Raw genomic sequence first — 21,981 nt, 5'->3', positions numbered from 1 at the left:
CCGCCTACCCGTCCGAGTACCAGCGCCCCGATCCCGGCGCCTGGCCCCGGCCGACCCAGGACGACTACGGCTGGCAGCAGCCCAGGCTCGGCTTCCCGGAGCGCGACCCGTACGCGTCACCCTCCTCGGACTACCGCCCGCAGCCCCCGCGCGACCGCTCGCCGTACGAACAACAGCGTTCCGAGTACGAACCGCCGCNNNNCGCGACGGCCGCCGCGACCTGCCGGAGTCCCCGCCGGGCGGCGGTCACGGGCACCGGGGCGGCCCCGGGGGCGCCGTGCGTCCCGGCGGCGGGGCACCCGGGTCGCCGGCCTCACGGCAGACCCCGCCACCGGGCCCGGGCGAGCCCACCGCACGCCTCAACCCCAAATACCTGTTCGATACGTTCGTCATCGGAGCGTCGAACCGCTTCGCCCACGCCGCCGCCGTCGCCGTCGCCGAGGCACCCGCGAAGGCATACAACCCGCTCTTCATCTATGGGGAGTCGGGACTCGGCAAGACACACCTGCTGCACGCGATCGGGCACTACGCGCGCAGCCTCTACCCCGGCACACGCGTGCGATATGTGAGCTCCGAGGAGTTCACCAACGAGTTCATCAACTCCATCCGCGACGGCAAGGGCGACAGCTTCCGCAAGCGCTACCGCGAGATGGACATCCTGCTCGTCGACGACATCCAGTTCCTCGCGGACAAGGAGTCGACGCAGGAGGAGTTCTTCCACACCTTCAACACCCTCCACAACGCCAACAAGCAGATCGTGCTGTCCAGCGACCGGCCGCCGAAGCAGCTGGTCACCCTGGAGGACCGGCTGCGGAACCGTTTCGAGTGGGGCCTGATCACCGACGTCCAGCCGCCCGAGCTGGAGACCCGCATCGCCATCCTCCGCAAGAAGGCGGTCCAGGAGCAGCTCAACGCCCCGCCGGAGGTCCTGGAGTTCATCGCCTCCCGCATCTCGCGCAACATCCGCGAGCTGGAGGGGGCGCTGATCCGGGTGACGGCGTTCGCGTCGCTCAACCGGCAGCCGGTGGACCTCGGCCTCACCGAGATCGTTCTCAAGGACCTGATCCCGGGCGGCGAGGACTCGACCCCCGAGATCACCGCGCCGGCCATCATGGCGGCGACCGCCGACTACTTCGGCCTCACGGTCGACGACCTCTGCGGCAGCTCACGGGGCCGCCAGCTGGTCACGGCCCGCCAGATCGCCATGTACCTGTGCCGCGAGCTCACGGACCTCTCGCTGCCGAAGATCGGCGCGCAGTTCGGCGGCCGGGACCACACGACCGTCATGCACGCCGACCGCAAGATCCGCGCGCTGATGGCCGAGCGCCGCTCCATCTACAACCAGGTCACCGAGCTGACCAACCGCATCAAGAACGGCTGACAGCAACGCCGTTACGGCACCGAGGGCGCCCCGGGACGAGTTCCCGAGGGCGCCCTCCGTCTTTCCGGTGGGCTCCCCGAGAGTGCCCTCGGCGTTCTCCAGTGGCTCCTCAGAGGGTGCCTCGCGCGCCCCCGGGCCGCCCTCTGAGGCTCTTCGCCGGTCCCCGCGCCCGTTTCGGCGGCCGTAGGCCGTTGCCGGGCCGCAACCCACTGTTCGAATGCGGGCCGGGTTACGGCCACCCTCCACAGATTCGGTGACTTTTTCGCGTCCACACCCTGGGGACCCAGAAGTTGTCCAGACTGTGTCCACAGGCCAGGCTGGTGATAGATCATCAGGCCAGGTCAGGTGGTTGTGGATTGGTGGACAAAAGATCTCCACAGGCTGTGGACAAAGAAATGATCCACAGGCTGTGCACGGAGTTGTCCACCGGCGACCCACAGGCTGCGGCCCGTTGTCCCCAGCGATCACCCGCTTCTCCACACCTCTGTCCACTGTTCGGCAACCCGACGCGCCTCCTCACCGGGTCGAGTGAAAGGCGTCACACCAAGGTGCCCGGTTGGGCTGTGGGAAAGCTGGGTAAAGCTGGGGACGGTCCTGGGGAGAAGTCGCCCTCTCCTGTGCACGGTGTGTGCAGAACTTTCTGTTCTCCACAGAGGGGCCTGGTTATCCACTGCCTCCGCCCACAGGGCCGGTGGACAAAATCTTGCGCCTGAGCTGCGCAAACGGGGTTATCCACGGTATCCACAGCCCCTACTACTACTGACAACTAGAGAGAGCTGGGAATCCGTTTCGAAGTGGGTCCTGTGCACAACTCGCTCTCGGGACCTCGGCTGCCCCTCGTCACGACTTGACCTCGACGGGCACCTACTGTCAGTGCCGTGCGTCAGACTGTTCCCCGGTGTCCTTCCCAGCACAGGGCCCGACGACACCGAGACAGACGACGAAGCCAGGCAGGCCGAGAAGCGCCGGCAACAGCAGGAGGCGGCAAGAGTGAAGATCCGGGTGGAACGCGACGTACTCGCGGAGGCAGTTGCCTGGGCGGCGCGCAGCCTCCCGGCCCGTCCGCCGGCCCCTGTCCTCGCCGGACTCCTGCTGAAGGCCGAGGAAGGCCAGCTCAGCCTGTCGAGCTTCGACTACGAGGTCTCCGCGCGGGTGTCGGTGGAGGCCGAGGTCGAGGAGGTGGGCACCGTCCTGGTGTCCGGCCGGCTCCTCGCCGACATCTGCCGCGCGCTTCCCAACCGCCCTGTGGAGATCTCCATGGACGGTGTCCGGGCGACGGTGGTGTGCGGCTCCTCCCGCTTCACCCTCCACACACTGCCTGTGGAGGAGTACCCGGCGCTGCCGCAGATGCCCACCGCGACCGGCACGGTGCCCGGCGAGGTCTTCGCCTCCGCCGCCGCCCAGGTGGCCATCGCGGCCGGCCGTGACGACACGCTGCCCGTCCTCACCGGTGTGCGTATCGAGATCGAGGGCGACAGGGTGACGCTGGCCTCGACCGACCGCTACCGCTTCGCGGTCCGCGAGTTCCTGTGGAAGCCGGAGGACCCGGAGGCGTCCGCGGTGGCCCTGGTGCCCGCCAAGACGCTCCTGGACACCGCCAAGGCGCTCACGAGCGGCGACAGCGTGATCCTGGCCCTGTCCGGCTCGGGCGCGGGCGAGGGTCTCATCGGCTTCGAGGGCGCCGGCCGTCGCACGACGACGCGTCTGCTGGAGGGCGACCTCCCGAAGTACCGCTCGCTGTTCCCGACGGAGTTCAACTCCATCGCCGTGATCGAGACCGCCCCCTTCGTGGAGGCCGTCAAGCGCGTTGCCCTGGTCGCCGAGCGGAACACCCCGGTGCGGCTCAGCTTCGAGCAGGGTGTGCTCATCCTGGAGGCCGGTTCCAGCGACGACGCACAGGCTGTGGAAAGGGTCGACGCCCAGTTGGAGGGCGACGACGTCTCGATCGCCTTCAACCCGACGTTCCTGCTCGACGGCCTGAGCGCCATCGACTCCCCGGTCGCCCAGCTCTCCTTCACGACGTCCACGAAGCCCGCGCTGCTCAGCGGCAAGCCGGCCGTGGACGCCGAGGCGGACGAGGCGTACAAGTACCTGATCATGCCGGTGCGCCTGAGCGGCTGAGCCTCTGCTGAGCGGCTCGGCTGCAGGACTGCTGGGGGTGTGGGGGTTATCCCCCACAAGATCGCAGTATGCCGGTTCGCCTGAGCGGCTGAGCCCGCTGAGCTGCGGCTCGCCTCGCCGGGGACACCGCAGGTGAGGGGGCATACGCCTGAGCGCGTATGCCCACAGATGTGCATGAGCGTCCGGGTTTAGGCTCGGACGTGGGCACGAGCAACAGGAGTGCCCTCATGCCACGTCGCAACCTAAGGAACAACTGATGGAGCTCGGTCTCGTCGGCCTCGGCAAGATGGGCGGCAACATGCGCGAGCGGATACGCCGCGCAGGTCACACCGTCATCGGATACGACCGCAACCCGGACGTCGCCGATGTCCACAGCCTCAAGGAGCTTGTGGACGGGCTCAGCGCCCCGCGCGTGGTGTGGGTGATGGTCCCGGCCGGCGCCCCGACCCAGTCCACCGTCGACGAGCTCGCCGAACTCCTGGAGCCCGGAGACGTCGTCGTGGACGGCGGCAACTCCCGCTGGACGGACGACGAGAAGCACGCCGAGGAGCTGGCGGCCAAGGGCATCGGCTTCGTCGACTGCGGTGTCTCCGGCGGCGTCTGGGGCCTGGAGAACGGCTACGCGCTGATGTACGGCGGCGACGCCGAGCACATCGCCAAGGTGCTGCCGGTCTTCGACGCACTCAAGCCCAAGGGCGAGTTCGGCGCGGTCCACGCGGGCAAGGTGGGTTCCGGGCACTTCTCGAAGATGGTCCACAACGGCATCGAGTACGCCATGATGCAGGCCTACGCCGAGGGCTGGGAGCTGCTGGAGAAGGTCGACTCCGTCACGGACGTGCGCGAGGTCTTCCGGTCCTGGCAGGAGGGCACCGTCATCCGCTCCTGGCTCCTCGACCTGGCGGTCAACGCCCTCGACGAGGACGAACACCTGGACAGGCTGCGCGGGTTCGCGCAGGACTCCGGGGAGGGCCGCTGGACCGTGGAGGCCGCGATAGACCACTCGGTTCCGCTGCCCGCGATCACCGCGTCGCTGTTCGCGCGGTTCGCGTCCCGGCAGGACGACTCCCCGCAGATGAAGATGATCGCGGCGCTGCGCAACCAGTTCGGCGGCCACGCGGTCGAGTCGAAGTAGTCCACAGGGCCGCCCAGCGGTCCACGAGTCCGGGGGAGGTCGGCGACGACCATGCACGTCACACATCTGTCGCTGGCCGACTTCCGTTCGTACGCCCGGGTCGAGGTCCCGCTCGAACCGGGCGTGACGGCCTTCGTGGGCCCCAATGGGCAGGGTAAGACCAATCTCGTCGAGGCGGTCGGCTATCTCGCCACGCTGGGCAGCCACCGGGTCTCCTCGGACGCTCCCCTGGTCCGCATGGGCGCCGACAGGGCGATCGTCCGGGCCCAGGTCAAGCAGGGTGAGCGGCAGCAGCTCATCGAGCTGGAGCTGAACCCGGGCCGGGCCAACCGCGCCCGCATCAACAGGTCGTCGCAGGTCAGACCCCGTGACGTACTGGGGATCGTACGGACTGTGCTGTTCGCGCCGGAGGATCTCGCGCTGGTGAAGGGCGACCCGGGTGAGCGGCGGCGGTTCCTCGACGAGCTGATCACCGCGCGGTCCCCGCGGATGGCGGGTGTGCGTTCCGACTACGACCGGGTCCTCAAGCAGCGCAACACGCTGCTGAAGTCGGCGGCGCTGGCCCGGCGGCACGGCGGTCGCACGATGGACCTGTCGACGCTCGACGTGTGGGACCAGCATCTCGCGCGCGTGGGGGCCGAGTTGCTGGCCCAGCGGCTCGATCTGATCGCGGCGCTCCAGCCGCTGGCCGACAAGGCGTACGAGCAGCTGGCGCCCGGCGGCGGTCCCCTCGCCCTGGAGTACAGGCCGTCGGCGCCGGGTGAGGCACACGCGCGTGAGGAGCTGTACGAGCAGCTGATGGCGGCCCTGGCCGAGGTGCGCAAGCAGGAGATCGAGCGGGGCGTGACCCTGGTGGGGCCGCACCGGGACGACCTGCATCTCAAGCTCGGCTCGCTGCCCGCCAAGGGGTACGCGTCGCACGGTGAGTCGTGGTCGTACGCGCTGGCGCTGCGGCTGGCCTCGTACGACCTGCTGCGGGCCGAGGGGAACGAGCCGGTGCTGGTGCTCGACGACGTGTTCGCGGAGCTGGACACCCGGCGCCGGGAGCGGCTGGCGGAGCTGGTGGCGCCCGGTGAGCAGGTGCTGGTGACGGCGGCGGTCGACGACGACGTACCGCATGTGCTGGCGGGGGCCCGGTACTCGGTGTCGGACGGGACGGTGGAGCGCGTATGACGGCCGACCGGTCCAAGTCGGGGGAGAGCCCTCAGGAATCCCCCAGGCCGATCCCTGAGCCCTCTGGGGTGGATCTCGCGCGGGTGGCGCTCAGGGCGGCGAAAGAGGCGGCACGCGCGCGTGGGGACGCGGTTCAGCAGAAGAAGCAGGCGCGGCGCGGGGGTGGTCTGCGGTCCGGCTCGGGCCGTGACCGGCGGGACCCGATGGCGCTCGGCGCGGCGATCAACCGGCTGGTGACGGAGCGCGGGTGGGAGGCGCCGGCCGCGGTGGGCGGGGTGATGGGCCGCTGGCCGGAGATCGTCGGCGCGGACCTGGCCAACCACTGTGAGCCGGAGTCGTACGACGAGGACGAGCGGGTGCTGACCGTGCGCTGCGACTCGACGGCGTGGGCGACGAACGTGCGGCTGCTGGCGCCGCAGTTGGTCGCACGGCTGAACGAGGACCTGGGGCAGGGCCGGGTGCGGCTGATCAAGGTGCTGGGGCCGCAGGGTCCGGCCCGCCGGTTCGGCCCGCTGCGGGCGCCCGGGAGCACCGGCCCCGGTGACACCTACGGGTGAGCCCCACCACTCCCAGTGGGTGAGCTGTGTCACATGGGAGGCGTCGCGCGGGCGCGTGGACGTGAGCGGGCGCGATGGCGGATCCGTACCTGACCCGTCGGTAGCCAAGGGTTGACACCCGGAAGCGCTGAGTGCCTCTCCAAGCCTCTTGGAGCCCCGCTCCGCATATGGGGACTCGGGAGACGCCGGTTGAGGGCGGCACATGCGGACTCAGGTACCGGCAAACCCCCATCACTGTCGGCGCTACCGGTAGACTGGGAGCTAATCCCGCCCCATTGGAGGGGATCACCGGGAAATGGTGTGCACCGCTGACTAAGACTTACCAACGCAACACGCCGCAGCCGCTCCGGCCGCCCTCCTGAGGGGGCCCCGGAGTTCGGCTTGTGCTGTGCCAGAAAGGGCGCTTCGTGGCCGATTCCGGCAACCCCAACGAGAACATCCCGTCCGCCGACGCCGGCGCGAACGTCGAGGCGATCTCCATGAACGCCGAGGTCACCGCCTCGTACGACGCCAGCGCCATCACCGTCCTCGAGGGTCTGGACGCGGTCCGCAAGCGACCCGGCATGTACATCGGTTCGACCGGTGAGCGTGGTCTGCACCATCTGGTGCAGGAGGTCGTCGACAACTCCGTCGACGAGGCGCTGGCCGGTCACGCGGACACCATCGACGTGACGATCCTCGCCGACGGTGGCGTGCGCGTCATCGACAACGGCCGTGGCATCCCGGTGGGCATCGTCCCGTCGGAGGGCAAACCGGCCCTCGAGGTCGTGCTGACCGTGCTGCACGCGGGCGGCAAGTTCGGCGGCGGCGGCTACGCGGTCTCCGGCGGTCTGCACGGCGTCGGTGTCTCCGTCGTGAACGCCCTGTCCAGCAGGGTCGCGGTCGAGGTCAGGACGGACGGCTACCGCTGGACGCAGGACTACAAGCTGGGCGTCCCGACGGCTCCGCTGGCCCAGCACGAGGCGACGGACGAGCACGGCACGTCGGTCACCTTCTGGGCCGACGGCGACATCTTCGAGACCACCGAGTACTCCTTCGAGACGCTCTCGCGGCGCTTCCAGGAGATGGCCTTCCTCAACAAGGGTCTGACGATCAACCTCACGGACGAGCGTGAGGTGGCGAAGGCCACGACCGGCGCGGACGAGGCGGGTGCCGACGAGAAGGACGAGGTCAGGACCGTCTCGTACCACTACGAGGGCGGCATCGTCGACTATGTGACGTACCTCAACTCCCGCAAGGGCGACGTGGTGCACCAGACCGTCATCGACCTGGAGGCGGAGGACAGGGAGAAGAGCCTGTCCCTCGAGGTCGCGATGCAGTGGAACAGTGGTTACACGGAGGGTGTGTACTCCTTCGCGAACATCATCCACACGCACGAGGGCGGTACGCACGAGGAGGGCTTCCGGGCGGCGCTGACCTCGCTGATCAACAAGTACGCGCGCGACAAGAAGCTGCTGCGTGAGAAGGACGACAACCTCACGGGTGACGACATCCGCGAGGGTCTGACGGCGATCATCTCGGTCAAGCTCAGCGAGCCCCAGTTCGAGGGCCAGACCAAGACGAAGCTGGGCAACACGGAGGCGAAGACCTTCGTCCAGAAGGCGGTCTACGAGCACCTCAACGACTGGCTGGACCGCAATCCGGTCGAGGCCTCGGACATCATCCGCAAGGGCATCCAGGCGGCCACCGCGCGCGTGGCGGCCCGCAAGGCGCGCGATCTCACGCGCCGCAAGGGTCTGCTGGAGACGGCGTCGCTGCCGGGCAAGCTGTCCGACTGCCAGTCGAACGACCCCACCAAGTGCGAGATCTTCATCGTCGAGGGTGACTCCGCCGGTGGTTCGGCCAAGTCCGGCCGCAACCCGCAGTACCAGGCGATCCTCCCGATCCGGGGCAAGATCCTCAACGTCGAGAAGGCGCGGATCGACAAGATCCTGCAGAACCAGGAGATCCAGGCGCTGATCTCCGCGTTCGGTACCGGGGTCCACGAGGACTTCGACATCGCGAAGCTGCGCTATCACAAGATCATCCTGATGGCGGACGCCGACGTCGACGGCCAGCACATCAACACCCTGCTGCTGACCTTCCTGTTCCGCTTCATGCGCCCGCTGGTCGAGGCCGGACACGTGTTCCTGTCCCGTCCCCCGCTGTACAAGATCAAGTGGGGCCGGGACGACTTCGAGTACGCGTACTCGGACCGTGAGCGCGACGCCCTGATCGAGCTCGGCCGGCAGGCCGGCAAGCGCGTCCGCGAGGACTCGATCCAGCGCTTCAAGGGTCTCGGTGAGATGAACGCCGAGGAACTGCGCATCACGACGATGGACCAGGAGCACCGCGTCCTCGGCCAGGTCACGCTCGACGACGCCGCGCAGGCCGACGACCTGTTCTCGGTCCTGATGGGCGAGGACGTCGAGGCGCGCCGCGCGTTCATCCAGCGCAACGCCAAGGACGTCCGCTTCCTCGACATCTGAGTCGGTCTCAGCTGACCGCACCGGAAAGGATCTTCACCAGCAATGGCCGACGAAATCACTCCTGGCACGCCTGAACAAGGCGGCGAGATCACTCTGCGCGTCGAGCCCGTCGGGCTCGAGACGGAGATGCAGCGCTCGTATCTCGACTACGCGATGTCCGTCATCGTGTCGCGCGCGCTGCCCGACGTACGGGACGGTCTCAAGCCCGTCCACCGGCGCGTCCTGTACGCCATGTACGACGGCGGCTACCGGCCCGAGAAGGGCTTCTACAAGTGCGCCCGTGTCGTCGGTGACGTCATGGGTACCTACCACCCGCACGGCGACTCCTCGATCTACGACGCGCTGGTCCGTCTCGCGCAGCCGTGGTCGATGCGGATGCCGCTGGTGGACTCCAACGGCAACTTCGGTTCCCCGGGCAACGACCCGGCCGCCGCCATGCGGTACACCGAGTGCAAGCTGAAGCCGCTGTCCATGGAGATGGTCCGGGACATCGACGAGGAGACCGTCGACTTCACGGACAACTACGACGGCCGCAACCAGGAGCCGACGGTTCTGCCGGCGCGTTTCCCGAACCTGCTGATCAACGGCTCGGCGGGCATCGCGGTCGGTATGGCGACGAACATCCCGCCGCACAACCTCCGCGAGGTCGCGGCGGGCGCCCAGTGGTACCTGGAGAACCCCGAGGCCTCCCACGAGGAGCTGCTGGACGCGCTGATCGAGCGCATCAAGGGCCCCGACTTCCCCAGCGGCGCCCTGGTGGTGGGCCGCAAGGGCATCGAGGAGGCGTACCGCACGGGCCGTGGCTCGATCACGATGCGCGCGGTCGTCGACGTCGAGGAGATCCAGAACCGCCAGTGCCTGGTGGTCACCGAACTCCCGTACCAGGTCAACCCGGACAACCTGGCGCAGAAGATCGCCGACCTGGTGAAGGACGGCAAGATCGGCGGTATCGCGGACGTCCGCGACGAGACGTCGTCCCGTACGGGCCAGCGCCTGGTCATCGTCCTGAAGCGGGACGCGGTCGCCAAGGTCGTGCTGAACAACCTGTACAAGCACACCGACCTCCAGACCAACTTCGGCGCGAACATGCTGGCGCTGGTGGACGGCGTACCGAGGACCCTGTCCCTGGACGCGTTCATCCGGCACTGGGTGACGCACCAGATCGAGGTCATCGTCCGGCGTACGCGGTTCAGGCTGCGCAAGGCCGAGGAGCGGGCGCACATCCTGCGCGGCCTGCTGAAGGCCCTGGACGCCATCGACGAGGTCATCGCGCTGATCCGGCGCAGCGACACCGTCGAGATCGCGCGCGAGGGCCTGATGGGCCTCCTGGAGATCGACGAGATCCAGGCCAACGCCATCCTCGAGATGCAGCTGCGCCGCCTGGCCGCCCTGGAGCGCCAGAAGATCGTCGCCGAGCACGACGAACTCCAGGCGAAGATCCGCGAGTACAACGAGATCCTCGCCTCGCCCGTGCGTCAGCGGGGCATCATCAGCGAGGAACTCGCCGCGATCGTCGAGAAGTTCGGCGACGACCGCCGCTCCAAGCTGGTCCCGTTCGACGGTGACATGTCCATCGAGGACCTGATCGCCGAAGAGGACATCGTCGTCACGATCTCGCGCGGCGGCTACGTCAAGCGGACCAAGACCGAGGACTACCGCTCGCAGAAGCGCGGCGGCAAGGGCGTTCGCGGCACGAAGCTCAAGGAAGACGACATCGTCGACCACTTCTTCGTGTCGACCACGCACCACTGGCTGCTGTTCTTCACCAACAAGGGCCGTGTCTACCGCGCGAAGGCGTACGAACTGCCCGATGCCGGACGTGACGCGCGCGGGCAGCATGTCGCCAACCTGCTGGCCTTCCAGCCGGACGAGGCGATCGCGGAGATCCTCGCGATCCGCGACTACGAGGCCGCGCCCTATCTGGTGCTGGCCACCAAGGGCGGTCTGGTGAAGAAGACGCCTCTGAAGGACTACGATTCCCCGCGTTCGGGCGGTGTCATCGCGATCAACCTCCGTGAGACGGAGGACGGCTCAGATGACGAACTGATCGGAGCTGAACTGGTTTCGGCAGAGGACGATCTTCTGCTGATCAGCCGGAAGGCACAGTCGATCAGGTTCACGGCCACCGACGACGCGCTGCGTCCGATGGGCCGTGCCACCTCGGGTGTCAAGGGCATGAGCTTCCGTGAGGGAGACCAACTGCTCTCGATGAATGTTGTTCGACCCGGTACGTTCGTGTTCACTGCTACGGACGGCGGATACGCGAAGCGGACCGCCGTCGACGAGTACCGCGTCCAGGGGCGCGGCGGCCTCGGAATCAAGGCCGCCAAGATCGTCGAGGACCGCGGTTCCCTCGTCGGTGCGCTGGTGGTCGAGGAGACCGACGAGATCCTCGCCATCACGCTCTCGGGCGGTGTGATCCGTACAAGGGTCAATGAGGTCAGGGAGACGGGCCGTGACACCATGGGCGTCCAACTGATCAACCTGGGCAAGCGCGATGCCGTGGTCGGCATCGCACGTAACGCCGAGGCGGGGAGCGAGGCCGAGGCGGTCGACGGCGAGGACGCCGTGGACGATTCGGCCGAGGCGACCGCGCCCATCGGCACGGACGAGGGCGATCAGTCCTCGCCGGAGTAGCGCGAGGAGTGAGTCAACGTGAGCGGAGCCACGGGCCCCGGTTCGTCCGGCAGTTCGTCCGGTCCCTCGACCGGTACGGACAAAGACGGCGGCGGTCGTGGCTCCGCCGCGCGTGCGGCCGACGCACAGCAGGGTGCGAGGGACGCGCACAGTGCGACGGATCCGCAGACGACCAACCTGAAGGCCATCAAGCCGCTTACGGCGGGCAAGCGTTCGCCCGACACGCTTGGATCCCAAGGGTCCCAGGGGGGAACCGTGACGGACCCCAGAGGTCCGCAGAGCCAGCAGTACGGGGGCGGCGGGGCCCCGGGAGCCCCGGGGACCGCGCCGGTGGCGGAGCAGGCCGCGCAGCGCTCCGTCGCGCCGTCGCAGCAGTCGCCGCTGCCCGGCGAACGGCAGCCGCAGCAGCCCGCGGGGCCCTACCACCCGCCGCAGGCCTACTCGCCGGCCGCTCCGGCGGGCTCCGCGGCCCCGGGCCAGCCCCAGGCCGGTTCTGCGGCGGGGGCCGTCCGGCGCCCGCGCACGGGGGCGACCACCCTGCCCCGCACGCGCAAGGCCCGCCTGCGCGTGGCCAAGGCCGACCCGTGGTCGGTGATGAAGGTCAGCTTCCTGCTGTCGATCGCGCTGGGCATCTGCACGATCGTCGCGGCGGTGGTCCTGTGGATGGTCATGGACGCGATGGGCGTCTTCTCGACCGTCGGCGGCACGATCTCGGAGGCCACGGGCTCGAACGAGTCGAACGGCTTCGACCTCCAGTCCTTCCTGTCGCTCCCGCACGTCCTGATGTTCACGTCGGTCATCGCGGTCATCGACGTCGTCCTCGCGACGGCGCTGGCGACACTCGCCGCGTTCATCTACAACCTCTCCGCGGGCTTCGTCGGCGGCATCGAGCTGACGCTCGCCGAGGACGAGTAGGACGAGTGAGTTCGTGAAGCGCGGGTGACGTGCGGGTCACGGGCCGGTGAGGCACGGTCCCGAACGTCACCCGACTGCCGCCCGGCCGTCGCCCGGCTATCGATTTTGGGACTGGCCGCGTCGTGCGCTAATCTTCAGAGGTCAGCGCGCGGGACATACACCGGACAGCGCGGCGGGGCTATAGCTCAGTTGGTTAGAGCGCATCCCTGATAAGGATGAGGCCACAGGTTCAAATCCTGTTAGCCCCACAGAAGCAGTACCAGATCAAAAGGCGTCTCCCCAGGTGGGAGGCGCCTTTTTTGGTTTTCTGCGCTCAGTTCGGGTGTTGGTCTGCGTTGGCCTGGCGGTGGCGTGGGTCGGCAGCGTGGGAGAAGATCCTCTCCCAAAATTCTCCCAACCCTCTCCCGCTTTCCTGGGCTGAACCTGGAAGCTCCCCTGACCGAGGGGCATTGGTTCATGGGGTGCTGGTAAGAACCCTGTCACCAGCTGCAACCGAGCGGCGTCCCATCCGGCGACGTGCAGCGGGGTCGCGCTCCGCCACGTGCCGGGCGACGGCGTCTACGTACCTTGTCAGCCGTCGACGTATACCTCGGGCAGCAACGCACAGCGCAGACTCTAGGCGTCGTGCTCGGGCACCTGGCGCTGTCCGAAGTCAAAAGTCTCTGAAGCCACACCATCCCAGCACTACGAAGTCGACTCGGCAGACGAGACGTAGGCGGCGGGACTCCTTAGTGACCTGTGGAGTCTTCCGTGTCCCTGTTCTCTCGCCTGCATCGTTGCCGCGAGACTTTGGAACGGATGGGGCTGCGCGATCAGGCAGGCAACCCGATGCGCTACACGCCCCACGACTTCCGCAGGATGTTCGCGACCGAGGCCGTGACCGGCGGGCTGCCTGTCCACATCGCCGCCCGCATCCTCGGACACAAAACCCTGACCACAACTCAGGCATACCTCGCGGTCTTCCAGGATGACCTGATCCGCACCTACCGCGGCTTCCTCGACCGCCGCCGGGTCGAACGCCCCATCGAGGAATACCGGGAGCCCACCGCGCAGGAGTGGCGCGACTTCCAGCAGCACTTCGAGCTCTGCAAGGTCTCGCTCGGCACCTGTGGGCGTCCCTACGGAACCCCCTGCAAGCACGAGCACGCCTGCTAACCGAACTGATCTTGAAACGGCTTCTTCGCATCGCGGCCGCTGCCCGTTGACTGAAGGTGACCATAGAGATTCTCGTGATGATGTGAGGTGCGGCGTGTCGCCTGCTTTTAGGGCAGGAGGAGGACCCGGCCAAGCTGAGACCGGTCTTCGAGTAGCCGGTGTGCTGCGGCTGCCTCGGCGAGCGGGAGGCGGGCGTGCACGGCGGTGTGCAGTTGCCCGGCAGTCGAGTATTCGGCGACCTCGGTCATTTCTCGGCGGGCCTGCTCGGGGTCGGCCGCGCGCCATGCGATGAGCGAGAACCCGGCCACGGACTTCAGGGCGAAGAGGTTGGTGACAGGCAGGCTGGTCAGCTCGCCGCTCGCAGCTCCGTAGATGACGATCCGGCCGAACGGAGCCAGTACGTCGAAGCTCCGCTGCAGGGTCTCGCCGCCGACGGAGTCGAGAACGACGTCCACGCCTCGCGGTGCGGCCTTGCGGACCTGGTCGGGCCAGTCGCTGTCCCTGTAGTCGATGGCGATGTCGGCGCCGCACTTGCGGGCGAAGTCGAGTTTGGCCGGTGAGCCGGCGGTGGCGATGACCATGCCGGCGCCGAGTAGCTTGGCGAGTTGTACGGCCAGGTGGCCGATACCGCCGGCCGCGGCGTGGATCAGTACCGTCTCACCCGGCGCAAGCCGGCCGGTACGCAGGGTCCGGAGTGCAACCGGGGCGCCCATGGGCAGCATGCTGGCTGCACCGAGGTCGAGTCCGTCGGGTATCGGGGCGAGCCATTGCGCGTCGGCGACGGTGTAGTCGGCGAACGCGTCTTCGGCCAGCCCTGCGACTCGTCGGCCGACCTGCTGTGTGTCGACGCCAAGTCCGACGGCTTCGACGGTGCCCACCACGTCGCCGGTGAGTTTGCCGGGCAGGGGACGCTGGAAGATCGCCCCGCTGGACGGCCCGCGCCGGAACTTGGTGTCGACGAAGTTGGCCCCGATCGCCTCGGCCCGGATGAGCACCTGGCCCGGCCCCGGCGTGGGGATTTCGGCCTCCTCGATCGTGAGGACGTCCGGATCGCCGTATTCGTAGTAGCGGACTCGTCGCATGATGACTCTCCTGAGGGGCCAACGGGCAAGGGGTGCCACCGCCGACAGCTAAAGTGGACTTCCGGTCAGCTTCGGCGACCGTACTGGACCGTCAGTCCAGTTGTCCATGCGGGGTGAGGACTCGATGACAGAAGGCCGCCGCGAACGTGCCGACGCGGCACGAAATCGGCACGCGATCCTGCTGGCGACCGAGGAACTCCTGGCGCGGCACCGGCCCGAGCAGATCTCGATGGAACAAGTCGCCGCCGCAGCCGGCGTCGGCAAGGGCACGGTCTTCCACCGCTTCGGCAACCGCATGGGCCTTATGCGGGCGCTGATGGCAGAACGGGCCCTTGCCCTGCACGAAGCCGTCACGACAGGGCCACCGCCTTTGGGCCCGGGTGCCCCGTCACGAGAGCGCCTCCTCGCCTTCCTCGACGCCGTCGTTGGCGTGGTCGCCCGCAACAAGGGGCTCCTGGCCGCGCTCGGCCACGCCGTGACGACAGCACACAAGCCCGAAGAGGATCCGCGCAGCGCGCACCCCGTCTACCAGTTCTGGCACGGCCACATCACCTCGCTGATCAGCCAGGAGCGTTCGGACCTGGACGCCGAACTCCTGGCCCATATCCTGCTCGCCACCCTGCACAGCGACCCGATCCTGCGCCTGCTGGAGCAGGGCAACGGCCAGCGCCTCGCCGATTCGCTGCGCACCCTGGTGACCGCCTTGCTCAACGCCTCGGCGGGCAGAACCGAGCCGAGGAACGGCCGCCACCCGAACTCCCCGCAGCGATGAGTATCCAGCGACGCGCCGACCGCGCTTCGCGAACCGAAGGTCGGGCGAGCCTCAATCCATCGACATGGATTGAAGTAGGTTGCGACAGGTTGAAGCCGCTGGTTTGTTCAGCACGGCGTAAGAAGTGCGCCCCTCGGGAGGCGCCCTTTTCCGTTTCCGGGGCGCGCTTGCAGCCTGGGCAACGGCTCAGCCGCCGTGTCGGTCGGTCCGCCAAGGGTTGATGAGGCTCGTTGAATTTGGTTCTGGCCGCGATTTCGCGAATGATCTTCGACTTCTGACTTGGCCTGCCGAGCTCTTGCTCCCGATCGGAAGACGGCAGTGTTCTGAGCTTCAGAGTCAAGCTAAGTTGTTCTTGCGGATTTGGCGGGGTTTTCGGACCCCGCCTTTTCATGTCTCCCGGATCACGCTGCCGCTGGCGCGTAGGGCAGCCGTCATTCGTGCTCGCAGTTTGTCGGGGACTGTCCCCGCCCCGAGGGCGCAGGCCCGCACCAGGGCGCGGCACTCCTGGGCTTGCCGGTCCGTGGCGAGTGCGGCGAACAGAGGGTGCGCCAGGTTCTCGCGGGCCGCGTAACCGTCTTCGGCGTCCGTCGTCCTGTGGTGGACGACCCCGCCGGTGGCACTGGTGGTGGCTTCGAGGCCACCGCCGATGCTCGACTCGGCTGCCAAGGACCGGGGCGCGTTGGCAGGCTCAGGGTTGCCGTGTGCTCAGCCGCTCGACGATTTCCGTGACGTTGGCCAGGTTCTGGCCCAGGTCAAAGGTGGCGATGTGGAACCTGGGCCGGCTGTGCACGACGAACTGTGTGCCCGTGCCCGACGCGGCGGACGATACCTCGATCACCTGGGCGTAGCCGACTCCGCCATGCGCCTTGCGTACGGCGCGCAGGTCGCCGGTCACCGGGTCTTTGGCCACCGACTTCACGCCGTCGAGGTCCAGCAGGATCTGGCGGCACCGCCCCGCATTCCAGGAGGCACCGCCCTTGACCGTGAGGGTGCGGGAGTGTGCGGTGGCGACGTTTTCCACAGTGAGGGGAACACCGAGGCGCCTGACAGCCCGGAGGTGGAAAATCAGCCCTCCCACGCAGTTGAGAAGCGAGAGTCCGCAGAGTAGACCCAGGTAGATAAGCGCGAGCACCCGCAATTGGTCACTCACGCTCCTGTCCGGTGTTCCCTCCGCCGTGGCGGTGAATCCGGCGACCAGCAGCACGCAGACTGCAGATTGGATCAGCGAGTAGCCGAGCGCACGGCCTGCTACGTACCAGAAAACTCTGTTCATGATTCCGATCTCACATGAAAAGGGCGGGGCCCGGCCACGGCGGCCGGGCCCCAGTCCCGCGCTATAGGCCTGCTTGCGTGATGCCTCGGCTGATGGCTGACCAGGTCGACGACCCCAAGGCTCTGGTGATGGGTTTACGTGCGGCGCCTATCGCTTTCTCTATCTCCTTCGCGTAAAGAGATTTCGCTCTACCGAACGTCAGACCCGACACTAGGCCAGAGGTGAATCCGGTGATGAATTTCATGGCAGCGGTCCCGACGCGGAAGCACCGGTTATAGCACTCGTAGGTGTACTTGGCGATCGCCATCAACCCGCCGATCACCGCGGAGCAGATCATGGAGGCTTCGGCGAAGAACTTGCAGGCGATGTTACTCAGGAGCATGTTCAGCCCGGAGAATATGAGACTGCAGGTTATGCCGCAGTGCCGCGGCTTGTGCGAACTCTGGCCGTCCAGGTCGAAGCTGTTGACCGGGTCGCCGTATCCGTACTCGTAGGCGTTGGCGCTGCCGTCCGGAACGGGGTCGGTCTGCAGGAAGCGGCCGGTCGCCGGGTTGTAGACGCGGGCACCCATGAGAGTGAGACCGGTGGGGGTGTCGCCGGCGCGCTGATCCACGCCGAGCCAACCGTAACGGTCGGTGCTGGTGGTGTTGCCGTACTCGTCGTAGTTGCAGGCCTCGGCGGAACCGGTGCTGAGGGTGAGTTTTACTCCGATGTCGCCGTGGATATTGGCGAGTTGGAGTGTCGTGTCACCGGTTGCCGAAGTGGTGGCGGTGAGGCCGCCTGCGAGGTCGGCGACGTTTCGGGTGATGGTGCCGGCCGATTCGGTGGTCCAGGTAGGGCTGTCGGCGTCGCCCGCGTAGTGGTTGGTCGTAGTGCCGCTGGTGGTCCAAGTGGTGCCGCTGTCGCTGCTGGTCGCGGTGGTGGTGACGGCCAGCCGGTGGTCGGCGTCCAAGGTCCAGGTCTGCTTGGTGGTGCTGGTGGCCTCGGTCCGGACGAGGTCGTTGGCATAGTAGGTGAGGGTGGCGTTGGGAGTGGTCAGTGTGCGGCCGAAGGCGTCGTAGCTGTAGCCGGTGTCGGTGAGACGATCTGCGCTGTCGTAGGTATGGGTCGATCTGGCGGACGTGGTGGTGGTTGTGTCCGCGCAGTCACTGGTGCTGCCGGCCGTGGTGAGCGCGGTGCGGTTCCAGCTGGTGGCGGCGGCGAAGGTGTAACTGCGGGTTGTGCACGCCGCACCGGTGTCGTCCTGGGCCTGCGTGAGGCGTCCGGCGGCGTCGTAGGTGTATGTGGTGTCGGTGCTGTTGCCGTTGTTCTCGGCGTGGTTGGCCTCGGCGCCGTCGGCGGTGTAGCCGGCCTGGTCGTCCAGCACGGTGGTGTTGGACGAGTCGGCGTAGGTCTTGCCGGTCCGCTCGCCGAGGGTGTCGTAGGTCTGGGTGAGCTTGTAGCCGCTGGGCAGGGTCTCGCCGGTGAGGTTGCCGTCGGCGTCGTAGCCGGTGGCGGTGAAGGTGCCTGCGACCGAGTCTGTGGCCGTAGCGGGAAGTCCTGTGGTGCCGGAGTAGGTGTAGGTGGTGGTGGAGGGGGCGGAGTCGGTGATGCTGACCGGTCGGCCCTGGCTGTCGTAGGCCGCGGTGGTGGTGTTGCCGGCGCCGTCATCGTAGGAGTGCAGGCGGCCGAGCTGGTCGTAGGTGTGTTTGATGGTCTGGGAGTTACTGGTCTGCGAAGCGGTCAGCCCGTTGGAACTGTCGTAGGTGTATGTCGTGTCGGGGATGGCTGTGCCGGTGCCGCCAGTGGTGGCTTCGCTGGTCACTCGCTCGATGGCGTCATTTGTGTAGCTCGTGGTGCGGGTGGTGCCGTTGGCTGTCTCGGTGCGGGTGGCTACCTGGCCATAGCGGTCGTAGGTGTAGGTCGTGGTGACAAGTTCGGTGGGGTTGGAACCGCCGCCGGTGATCGTGGCGTTCGGCGTCGTCCGGCAGGCGAGTCCTGCCCATTCCGGGCGGCCCTGGCAGGTGCCGGTGCCGGTTGCGGACCAATAGGTGGTCGTCGACTCGGTGGTGGAGTTTTTGGCAGGTCCGGTCGTGGTGAGGAGATTGCCGTCGCTGTCGTAGGTGTAGGTGGTGGTGAGTGCCAGCCCTGATGGATCGATGGTGCTCGTCAGAGTCAGGCCAGTGGTCCAGTCGTAGGTGGCGGTGCTGGTGGACCTGTCGCCGTCGGACGGGTATCCGGTGACGGCGGCGCCTTGGGTGGTGGAGGTCAGCAGGTCGGAGACGGCGGCGGTGCTGGGCCGATTCTCGTCATAGTGGTGGGCGGTATGGGACCGTGCCAGAGTCTCGGTGCCCGACGCCAGGTCGGCGTCGCTGGTGTCTCCAGCGAGGGTGTGTTCCAGAGTGATGGTGTGCAGCGGGCCGTAGTCGTCCGACTCCAGCTCGGCACCGTCGGCGCCGGTGCTGTAGTCGGTGATGGTGGACAACAGGCCGGCGGCGTCCGCGGTGCTGGTGTTCGCGATGGCTCCTGCCAGGCGTGGGTCGCTGCTGGTGGTGATGCCGAGGGCGAGTTCGCGGTTGGCTGCGGTCAGTTCGCGGGTGGTATTGCCCTGATCGTCGTACTCGGTGGTCGTGATGTGGCCGCCGGGAGTGGCGGTGTTCACCTCACGGCCGTTGGCATCCAGGTAGCTGGTGGTGGCCGTGGTGTAGTCGCCCGAGCCGAGGGCTGTGCCGTCGTGGGACGACGGCACAGGGCCGGGAGGGAAGATCGCGGTGGCGTATGCCGGGTTGTCGCGCTGACCCCAGGTGGCCGTGGTGGATGAACTGAGGTCGTTGGGGGCCGCACTACCGGAGACGGGGACGTCGTAGACGACGCTGGTGGTGGCTGTGCCGCCGTCGGTGGTGGCGGTGGTGCCCTGCTTGAGGGTTGGGCGGGAGGCGGATGTCAGCATGCCGTCGCCCGCGTCGCCGTTGCTGCCGACCTTGTCGTAGGTGAAGGTCCACGGCAGTTGGCCGGGCGGGGTCAGGGTGGCGACCCGTCCGTGGCTGTCGTAGGTGTAGCTGGTTTTGAGCGGGGTGGACAGTCGCGGGTCCCAGGCGTCGGCGAGTTGGCCGCTGCTGGTGTAGTCGTACGCGGCGACCGGGGTGGAGGTGGCGGCCGAGGCTCCCGGGGTGGTGGCCCACAGGTTGATCTGCTGCACCTGGCCCGCGTAGTTGCCGGGGGTCGAGGCGGTCGCGGTGGTGGAGGGCGCGTAGACGAACTCCAGGACCCGGCAGCCCTTGGTGGACGGGTCGCCCGCACAGGTGGTCGCGGAGACGGCGCTGGTGGGGGCGATGACGTACTGCGGCTCGGACAGGTACCCGCTGCCGCCGGACACCGGGACCGGGTGCGAGACGACTGTCGTGGTGGTCGCCGGGTCGTCGCTGACCGTGTAGGAGGTGGCGAGTTGCCAGGTCGTCGACGTGTCCTTGGGCTTGGTGAAGGTGGCCGTGGTGCCGTCGGTGTCCTTCAGCGTGAAGGAGGCCTGGGACAGGGTGCCGGTCAGGGTCAGGTTCTCCGAGCCCGGCTGCGGGGTCCAGGTGCCCGCGGTGGCGTTCAGGAGGGTGAAGCCGGTCGAGGAGCCGGTGGAGTCCATCACGGCGACGGAGCTGGGCGATGTCTGCTTGATGTACCCCCAGTTGGTCTTGGCGGCGGTGATGCCGGAGGTCCAGTTCGGGCCGAAGATCGCGACCTGGCCGTCCTGCTTGGACGCGCCCTGCGGGTTGCGGGAGGAGAACGTACGGGTCGCCGATGCCCCGAACGCGGAGGCGTCCGTGGCGGACAGCCCGTAGTCACCGGTCAGCAGGTTCACCGTCCCCGGACCGACCTTGTCGGTCGGTGCGTTGTCGGCCTTGCGGTCGATGGTGACGGTGGCCGGGCTGGTGGCGTAGGTGTTCGTGCCGTCGGTGAACAGCGCCCGTACCTGTACCGGTCCGTCGTCGTTCAGCTGGCCGGTGGCCGCCCAGTCCAGGTCGACGGGCTGGGCGGAGGCGGCGAAGCTCAGCGGCCAGGACGACACCGCCGTACCGCCGGAGGCCTTGGTGACGTGGGCCAACGGGATCGGCTGCCAGCCGTTGGGGTCGGCGGACCCGATCTCGAACTGATACGTCACCCCCGTGAACGCCCCCGACTGCGTCGCCGACAGCGTCACGTCGTCGTCGGTGGTGTCGCCGGTGACCGGGGATGTCAGGCCCGCCTTGCCGACGCCGAAGGCGTAGGAGGTGGCCGAGGTGGAGAGGTTGCCGCCGGAGTCGATGGTCTTCGCGTAGAAGGTGTGCCAGCCGCCTGCCGGGGCGATGTGGACGGTCAGCGGGTCTCCGCCGTTTCCGTCAGACGTGTCGAACACCTTGTTGGGGACGGCCGAGTTGTCCAGGCCCCACTCGTATCCCTGCCCGTCGGTCGAGGAGGTGTCGAGCGTGCACGTCGCGCCACTGCTGGACTTGTCCGTCCACACCCCGGAGGGGTACGTGTCGCAGGAGATGCTGGGCGCGGTGGGCTTGGCGACGTTCGGTACGAAGTAGATGTACGGGGACCAGGCGCCGTAGTCGGTGCCGTCGTAGCCGCGTACCCGCATCCGCAGATGGGCGCCCGCGAGCTGGCTCGCGGAGGGGACGGCGAGGGTGGCGGTGGAGCCGGAGGGGACGGAGGCGGAGGTGGCGGTGTAGGAGTACGGGGTCTCGCCGGTGTAGGCCGGGTCGTTGGTGATCTCGAACTGGGCCTTGAGTGTCGAGCCGTCCGGGTCGGAGACCTGTGCGGACAGGGTGGGGGTGTACGTGGTCACGTACCGCTTGCCGCTGTAGGCGTTGACGGCGGAGGGTGACACGCCTGCCGAAGTCGGCTTGGCGGGGTAGGAGTTGTAGGTGACGGTGAGCTTGGGAGCGAAGCCGGGGGTGGTGTAGTTGGCGGAGCGGAAGCGGCGCCAGGTCTTGGAGTCGGTCTCGTTGGTGCCGTAGACCATGAGGCCGTAGTTGGGGCTGCCGTCGGCCCAGGCCTGGACGATGCTGTCGATGTCCCAGGTGGACCAGGCGGCCGGGCAGGCGGAGGAGAAGCCGCGGGGCACCTGGTTGTTCACGGCGCCGGTTCCGGTGGACGAGGGCCGGGTGTTCCAGGTCACCGACGTCGAGGACCAGTCGGAGGTGATCCGGCGGACTGTGGTGCCCGATCCGTCGGTGGCGCAGGTCGAGGAGTAGTAGTTGTAGAGGGCGAGGTTGGTGTCGGTGATGTGCTTGCCGGCGAACTTCGACACGTCGAACTTCAGGAACGACCGGGCCAGGTCAGTGCCGCCGTCGTAGGTGCCC

13 protein-coding genes, 1 tRNA gene and 2 pseudogenes are annotated in these 21,981 nt (G+C 67.9%); 12 read left to right on the top strand and 4 right to left on the bottom strand.

All coding sequences use genetic code 11. From position 1 onward, the window contains the following. From dnaA (AOK08_RS47725) to AOK08_RS30075, 11 genes and pseudogenes are all read left to right on the top strand, one after another. Positions 1–198 (top strand): annotated as a pseudogene (dnaA, locus tag AOK08_RS47725) (chromosomal replication initiator protein DnaA); the annotation flags it as partial. A gap of 4 nt (positions 199–202) precedes the next feature. Beyond that, positions 203–1,381: chromosomal replication initiator protein DnaA (gene dnaA / locus AOK08_RS30120; RefSeq protein WP_241827144.1), on the top strand; the 1,179-nt coding region annotated here is incomplete at its 5' end. A gap of 990 nt (positions 1,382–2,371) precedes the next feature. After that, entirely contained in the window at positions 2,372–3,502 is a 1,131-nt protein-coding gene (gene dnaN / locus AOK08_RS30115; protein ID WP_055531914.1) for a DNA polymerase III subunit beta, read from the top strand. Positions 3,503–3,758: 256 nt separating this feature from the next. Beyond that, positions 3,759–4,634 carry a phosphogluconate dehydrogenase (NAD(+)-dependent, decarboxylating) gene (gene gnd / locus AOK08_RS30110; protein ID WP_055531912.1) on the top strand — a complete coding sequence of 292 codons (876 nt, stop codon included), beginning with the start codon at positions 3,759–3,761 and terminating at the stop codon, positions 4,632–4,634. Positions 4,635–4,685: 51 nt separating this feature from the next. Further along, entirely contained in the window at positions 4,686–5,807 is a 1,122-nt protein-coding gene (gene recF / locus AOK08_RS30105; protein WP_055531911.1) for a DNA replication/repair protein RecF, read from the top strand. After that, entirely contained in the window at positions 5,804–6,364 is a 561-nt protein-coding gene (locus AOK08_RS30100) for a DciA family protein (protein ID WP_079054355.1), read from the top strand. The genes recF and AOK08_RS30100 overlap by 4 nt, the downstream gene beginning before the upstream one ends. Before the next feature lie 407 nt (positions 6,365–6,771). Beyond that, complete coding sequence (gene gyrB / locus AOK08_RS30095) at positions 6,772–8,832, top strand: DNA topoisomerase (ATP-hydrolyzing) subunit B (RefSeq protein WP_198539432.1); 2,061 nt, start codon at positions 6,772–6,774, stop codon at positions 8,830–8,832. Positions 8,833–8,874: 42 nt separating this feature from the next. Beyond that, positions 8,875–11,469, top strand: coding sequence for a DNA gyrase subunit A (gyrA, locus tag AOK08_RS30090; protein ID WP_055531906.1), 2,595 nt, complete (start codon positions 8,875–8,877; stop codon positions 11,467–11,469). Positions 11,470–11,487: 18 nt separating this feature from the next. Next, positions 11,488–12,384 (top strand): DUF3566 domain-containing protein, encoded by an 897-nt coding sequence (locus AOK08_RS30085; protein WP_055531904.1) that lies wholly within the window; start codon positions 11,488–11,490, stop codon positions 12,382–12,384. Between the two features lie 174 nt (positions 12,385–12,558). Beyond that, positions 12,559–12,632, top strand: a tRNA-Ile gene (locus tag AOK08_RS30080). Positions 12,633–13,182: 550 nt separating this feature from the next. Then, on the top strand, positions 13,183–13,539 hold the full coding sequence (locus AOK08_RS30075; RefSeq protein WP_241827143.1) for a site-specific integrase: 357 nt from the start codon (positions 13,183–13,185) through the stop codon (positions 13,537–13,539). A 107-nt stretch (positions 13,540–13,646) separates the two neighbouring features. Here AOK08_RS30075 and AOK08_RS30070 read toward each other — a convergent pair whose 3' ends face one another. Next, positions 13,647–14,621 carry a quinone oxidoreductase family protein gene (locus tag AOK08_RS30070; RefSeq protein WP_055531902.1) on the bottom strand — a complete coding sequence of 325 codons (975 nt, stop codon included), beginning with the start codon at positions 14,619–14,621 and terminating at the stop codon, positions 13,647–13,649. 124 nt (positions 14,622–14,745) lie between these two features. Here AOK08_RS30070 and AOK08_RS30065 point away from each other — a divergent pair, with 124 nt between their 5' ends. Then, a complete protein-coding gene (locus AOK08_RS30065) occupies positions 14,746–15,393 on the top strand; it encodes a TetR/AcrR family transcriptional regulator (RefSeq protein ID WP_055531916.1) in 648 nt (215 codons plus the stop codon). Positions 15,394–15,780: 387 nt separating this feature from the next. On the opposite strand, the pseudogene AOK08_RS30060 reads toward AOK08_RS30065, so the two are convergent. The 3 genes and pseudogenes from AOK08_RS30060 to AOK08_RS48520 form a co-directional block, all read right to left on the bottom strand. After that, positions 15,781–15,996, bottom strand: a pseudogene (locus AOK08_RS30060) (hypothetical protein); the annotation flags it as partial. Between the two features lie 85 nt (positions 15,997–16,081). Beyond that, positions 16,082–16,666 (bottom strand): hypothetical protein, encoded by a 585-nt coding sequence (locus AOK08_RS30055; RefSeq protein WP_157876862.1) that lies wholly within the window; start codon positions 16,664–16,666, stop codon positions 16,082–16,084. Between the two features lie 61 nt (positions 16,667–16,727). After that, positions 16,728–21,981, bottom strand: a 5,254-nt coding sequence (locus AOK08_RS48520) for a DNRLRE domain-containing protein (RefSeq protein WP_055531898.1), incomplete at its 5' end; no start/stop codon positions are given.

The organism is Streptomyces graminilatus, from assembly GCF_001418565.1.
GTDB lineage: Bacteria > Actinomycetota > Actinomycetes > Streptomycetales > Streptomycetaceae > Streptomyces > Streptomyces graminilatus.
The sequence above is the reverse complement of the archived record's forward strand: the minus strand, read 5'-3'. Positions and strand labels throughout refer to the sequence as shown.

What these genes read in the sequence shown, in the direction of transcription:
- gyrA (WP_055531906.1), top strand. Translation starts at nt 8,875, where the DNA reads ATGGCCGACGAAATCACTCCTGGCACGCCTGAACAAGGCGGCGAGATC.
- AOK08_RS30075 (WP_241827143.1), top strand. Translation starts at nt 13,183, where the DNA reads ATGGGGCTGCGCGATCAGGCAGGCAACCCGATGCGCTACACGCCCCAC.
- AOK08_RS30070 (WP_055531902.1), bottom strand. Translation starts at nt 14,621, where the DNA reads ATGCGACGAGTCCGCTACTACGAATACGGCGATCCGGACGTCCTCACG.
- AOK08_RS30065 (WP_055531916.1), top strand. Translation starts at nt 14,746, where the DNA reads ATGACAGAAGGCCGCCGCGAACGTGCCGACGCGGCACGAAATCGGCAC.
- AOK08_RS30055 (WP_157876862.1), bottom strand. Translation starts at nt 16,666, where the DNA reads ATGAACAGAGTTTTCTGGTACGTAGCAGGCCGTGCGCTCGGCTACTCG.
- gnd (WP_055531912.1), top strand. Translation starts at nt 3,759, where the DNA reads ATGGAGCTCGGTCTCGTCGGCCTCGGCAAGATGGGCGGCAACATGCGC.
- recF (WP_055531911.1), top strand. Translation starts at nt 4,686, where the DNA reads ATGCACGTCACACATCTGTCGCTGGCCGACTTCCGTTCGTACGCCCGG.
- AOK08_RS30100 (WP_079054355.1), top strand. Translation starts at nt 5,804, where the DNA reads ATGACGGCCGACCGGTCCAAGTCGGGGGAGAGCCCTCAGGAATCCCCC.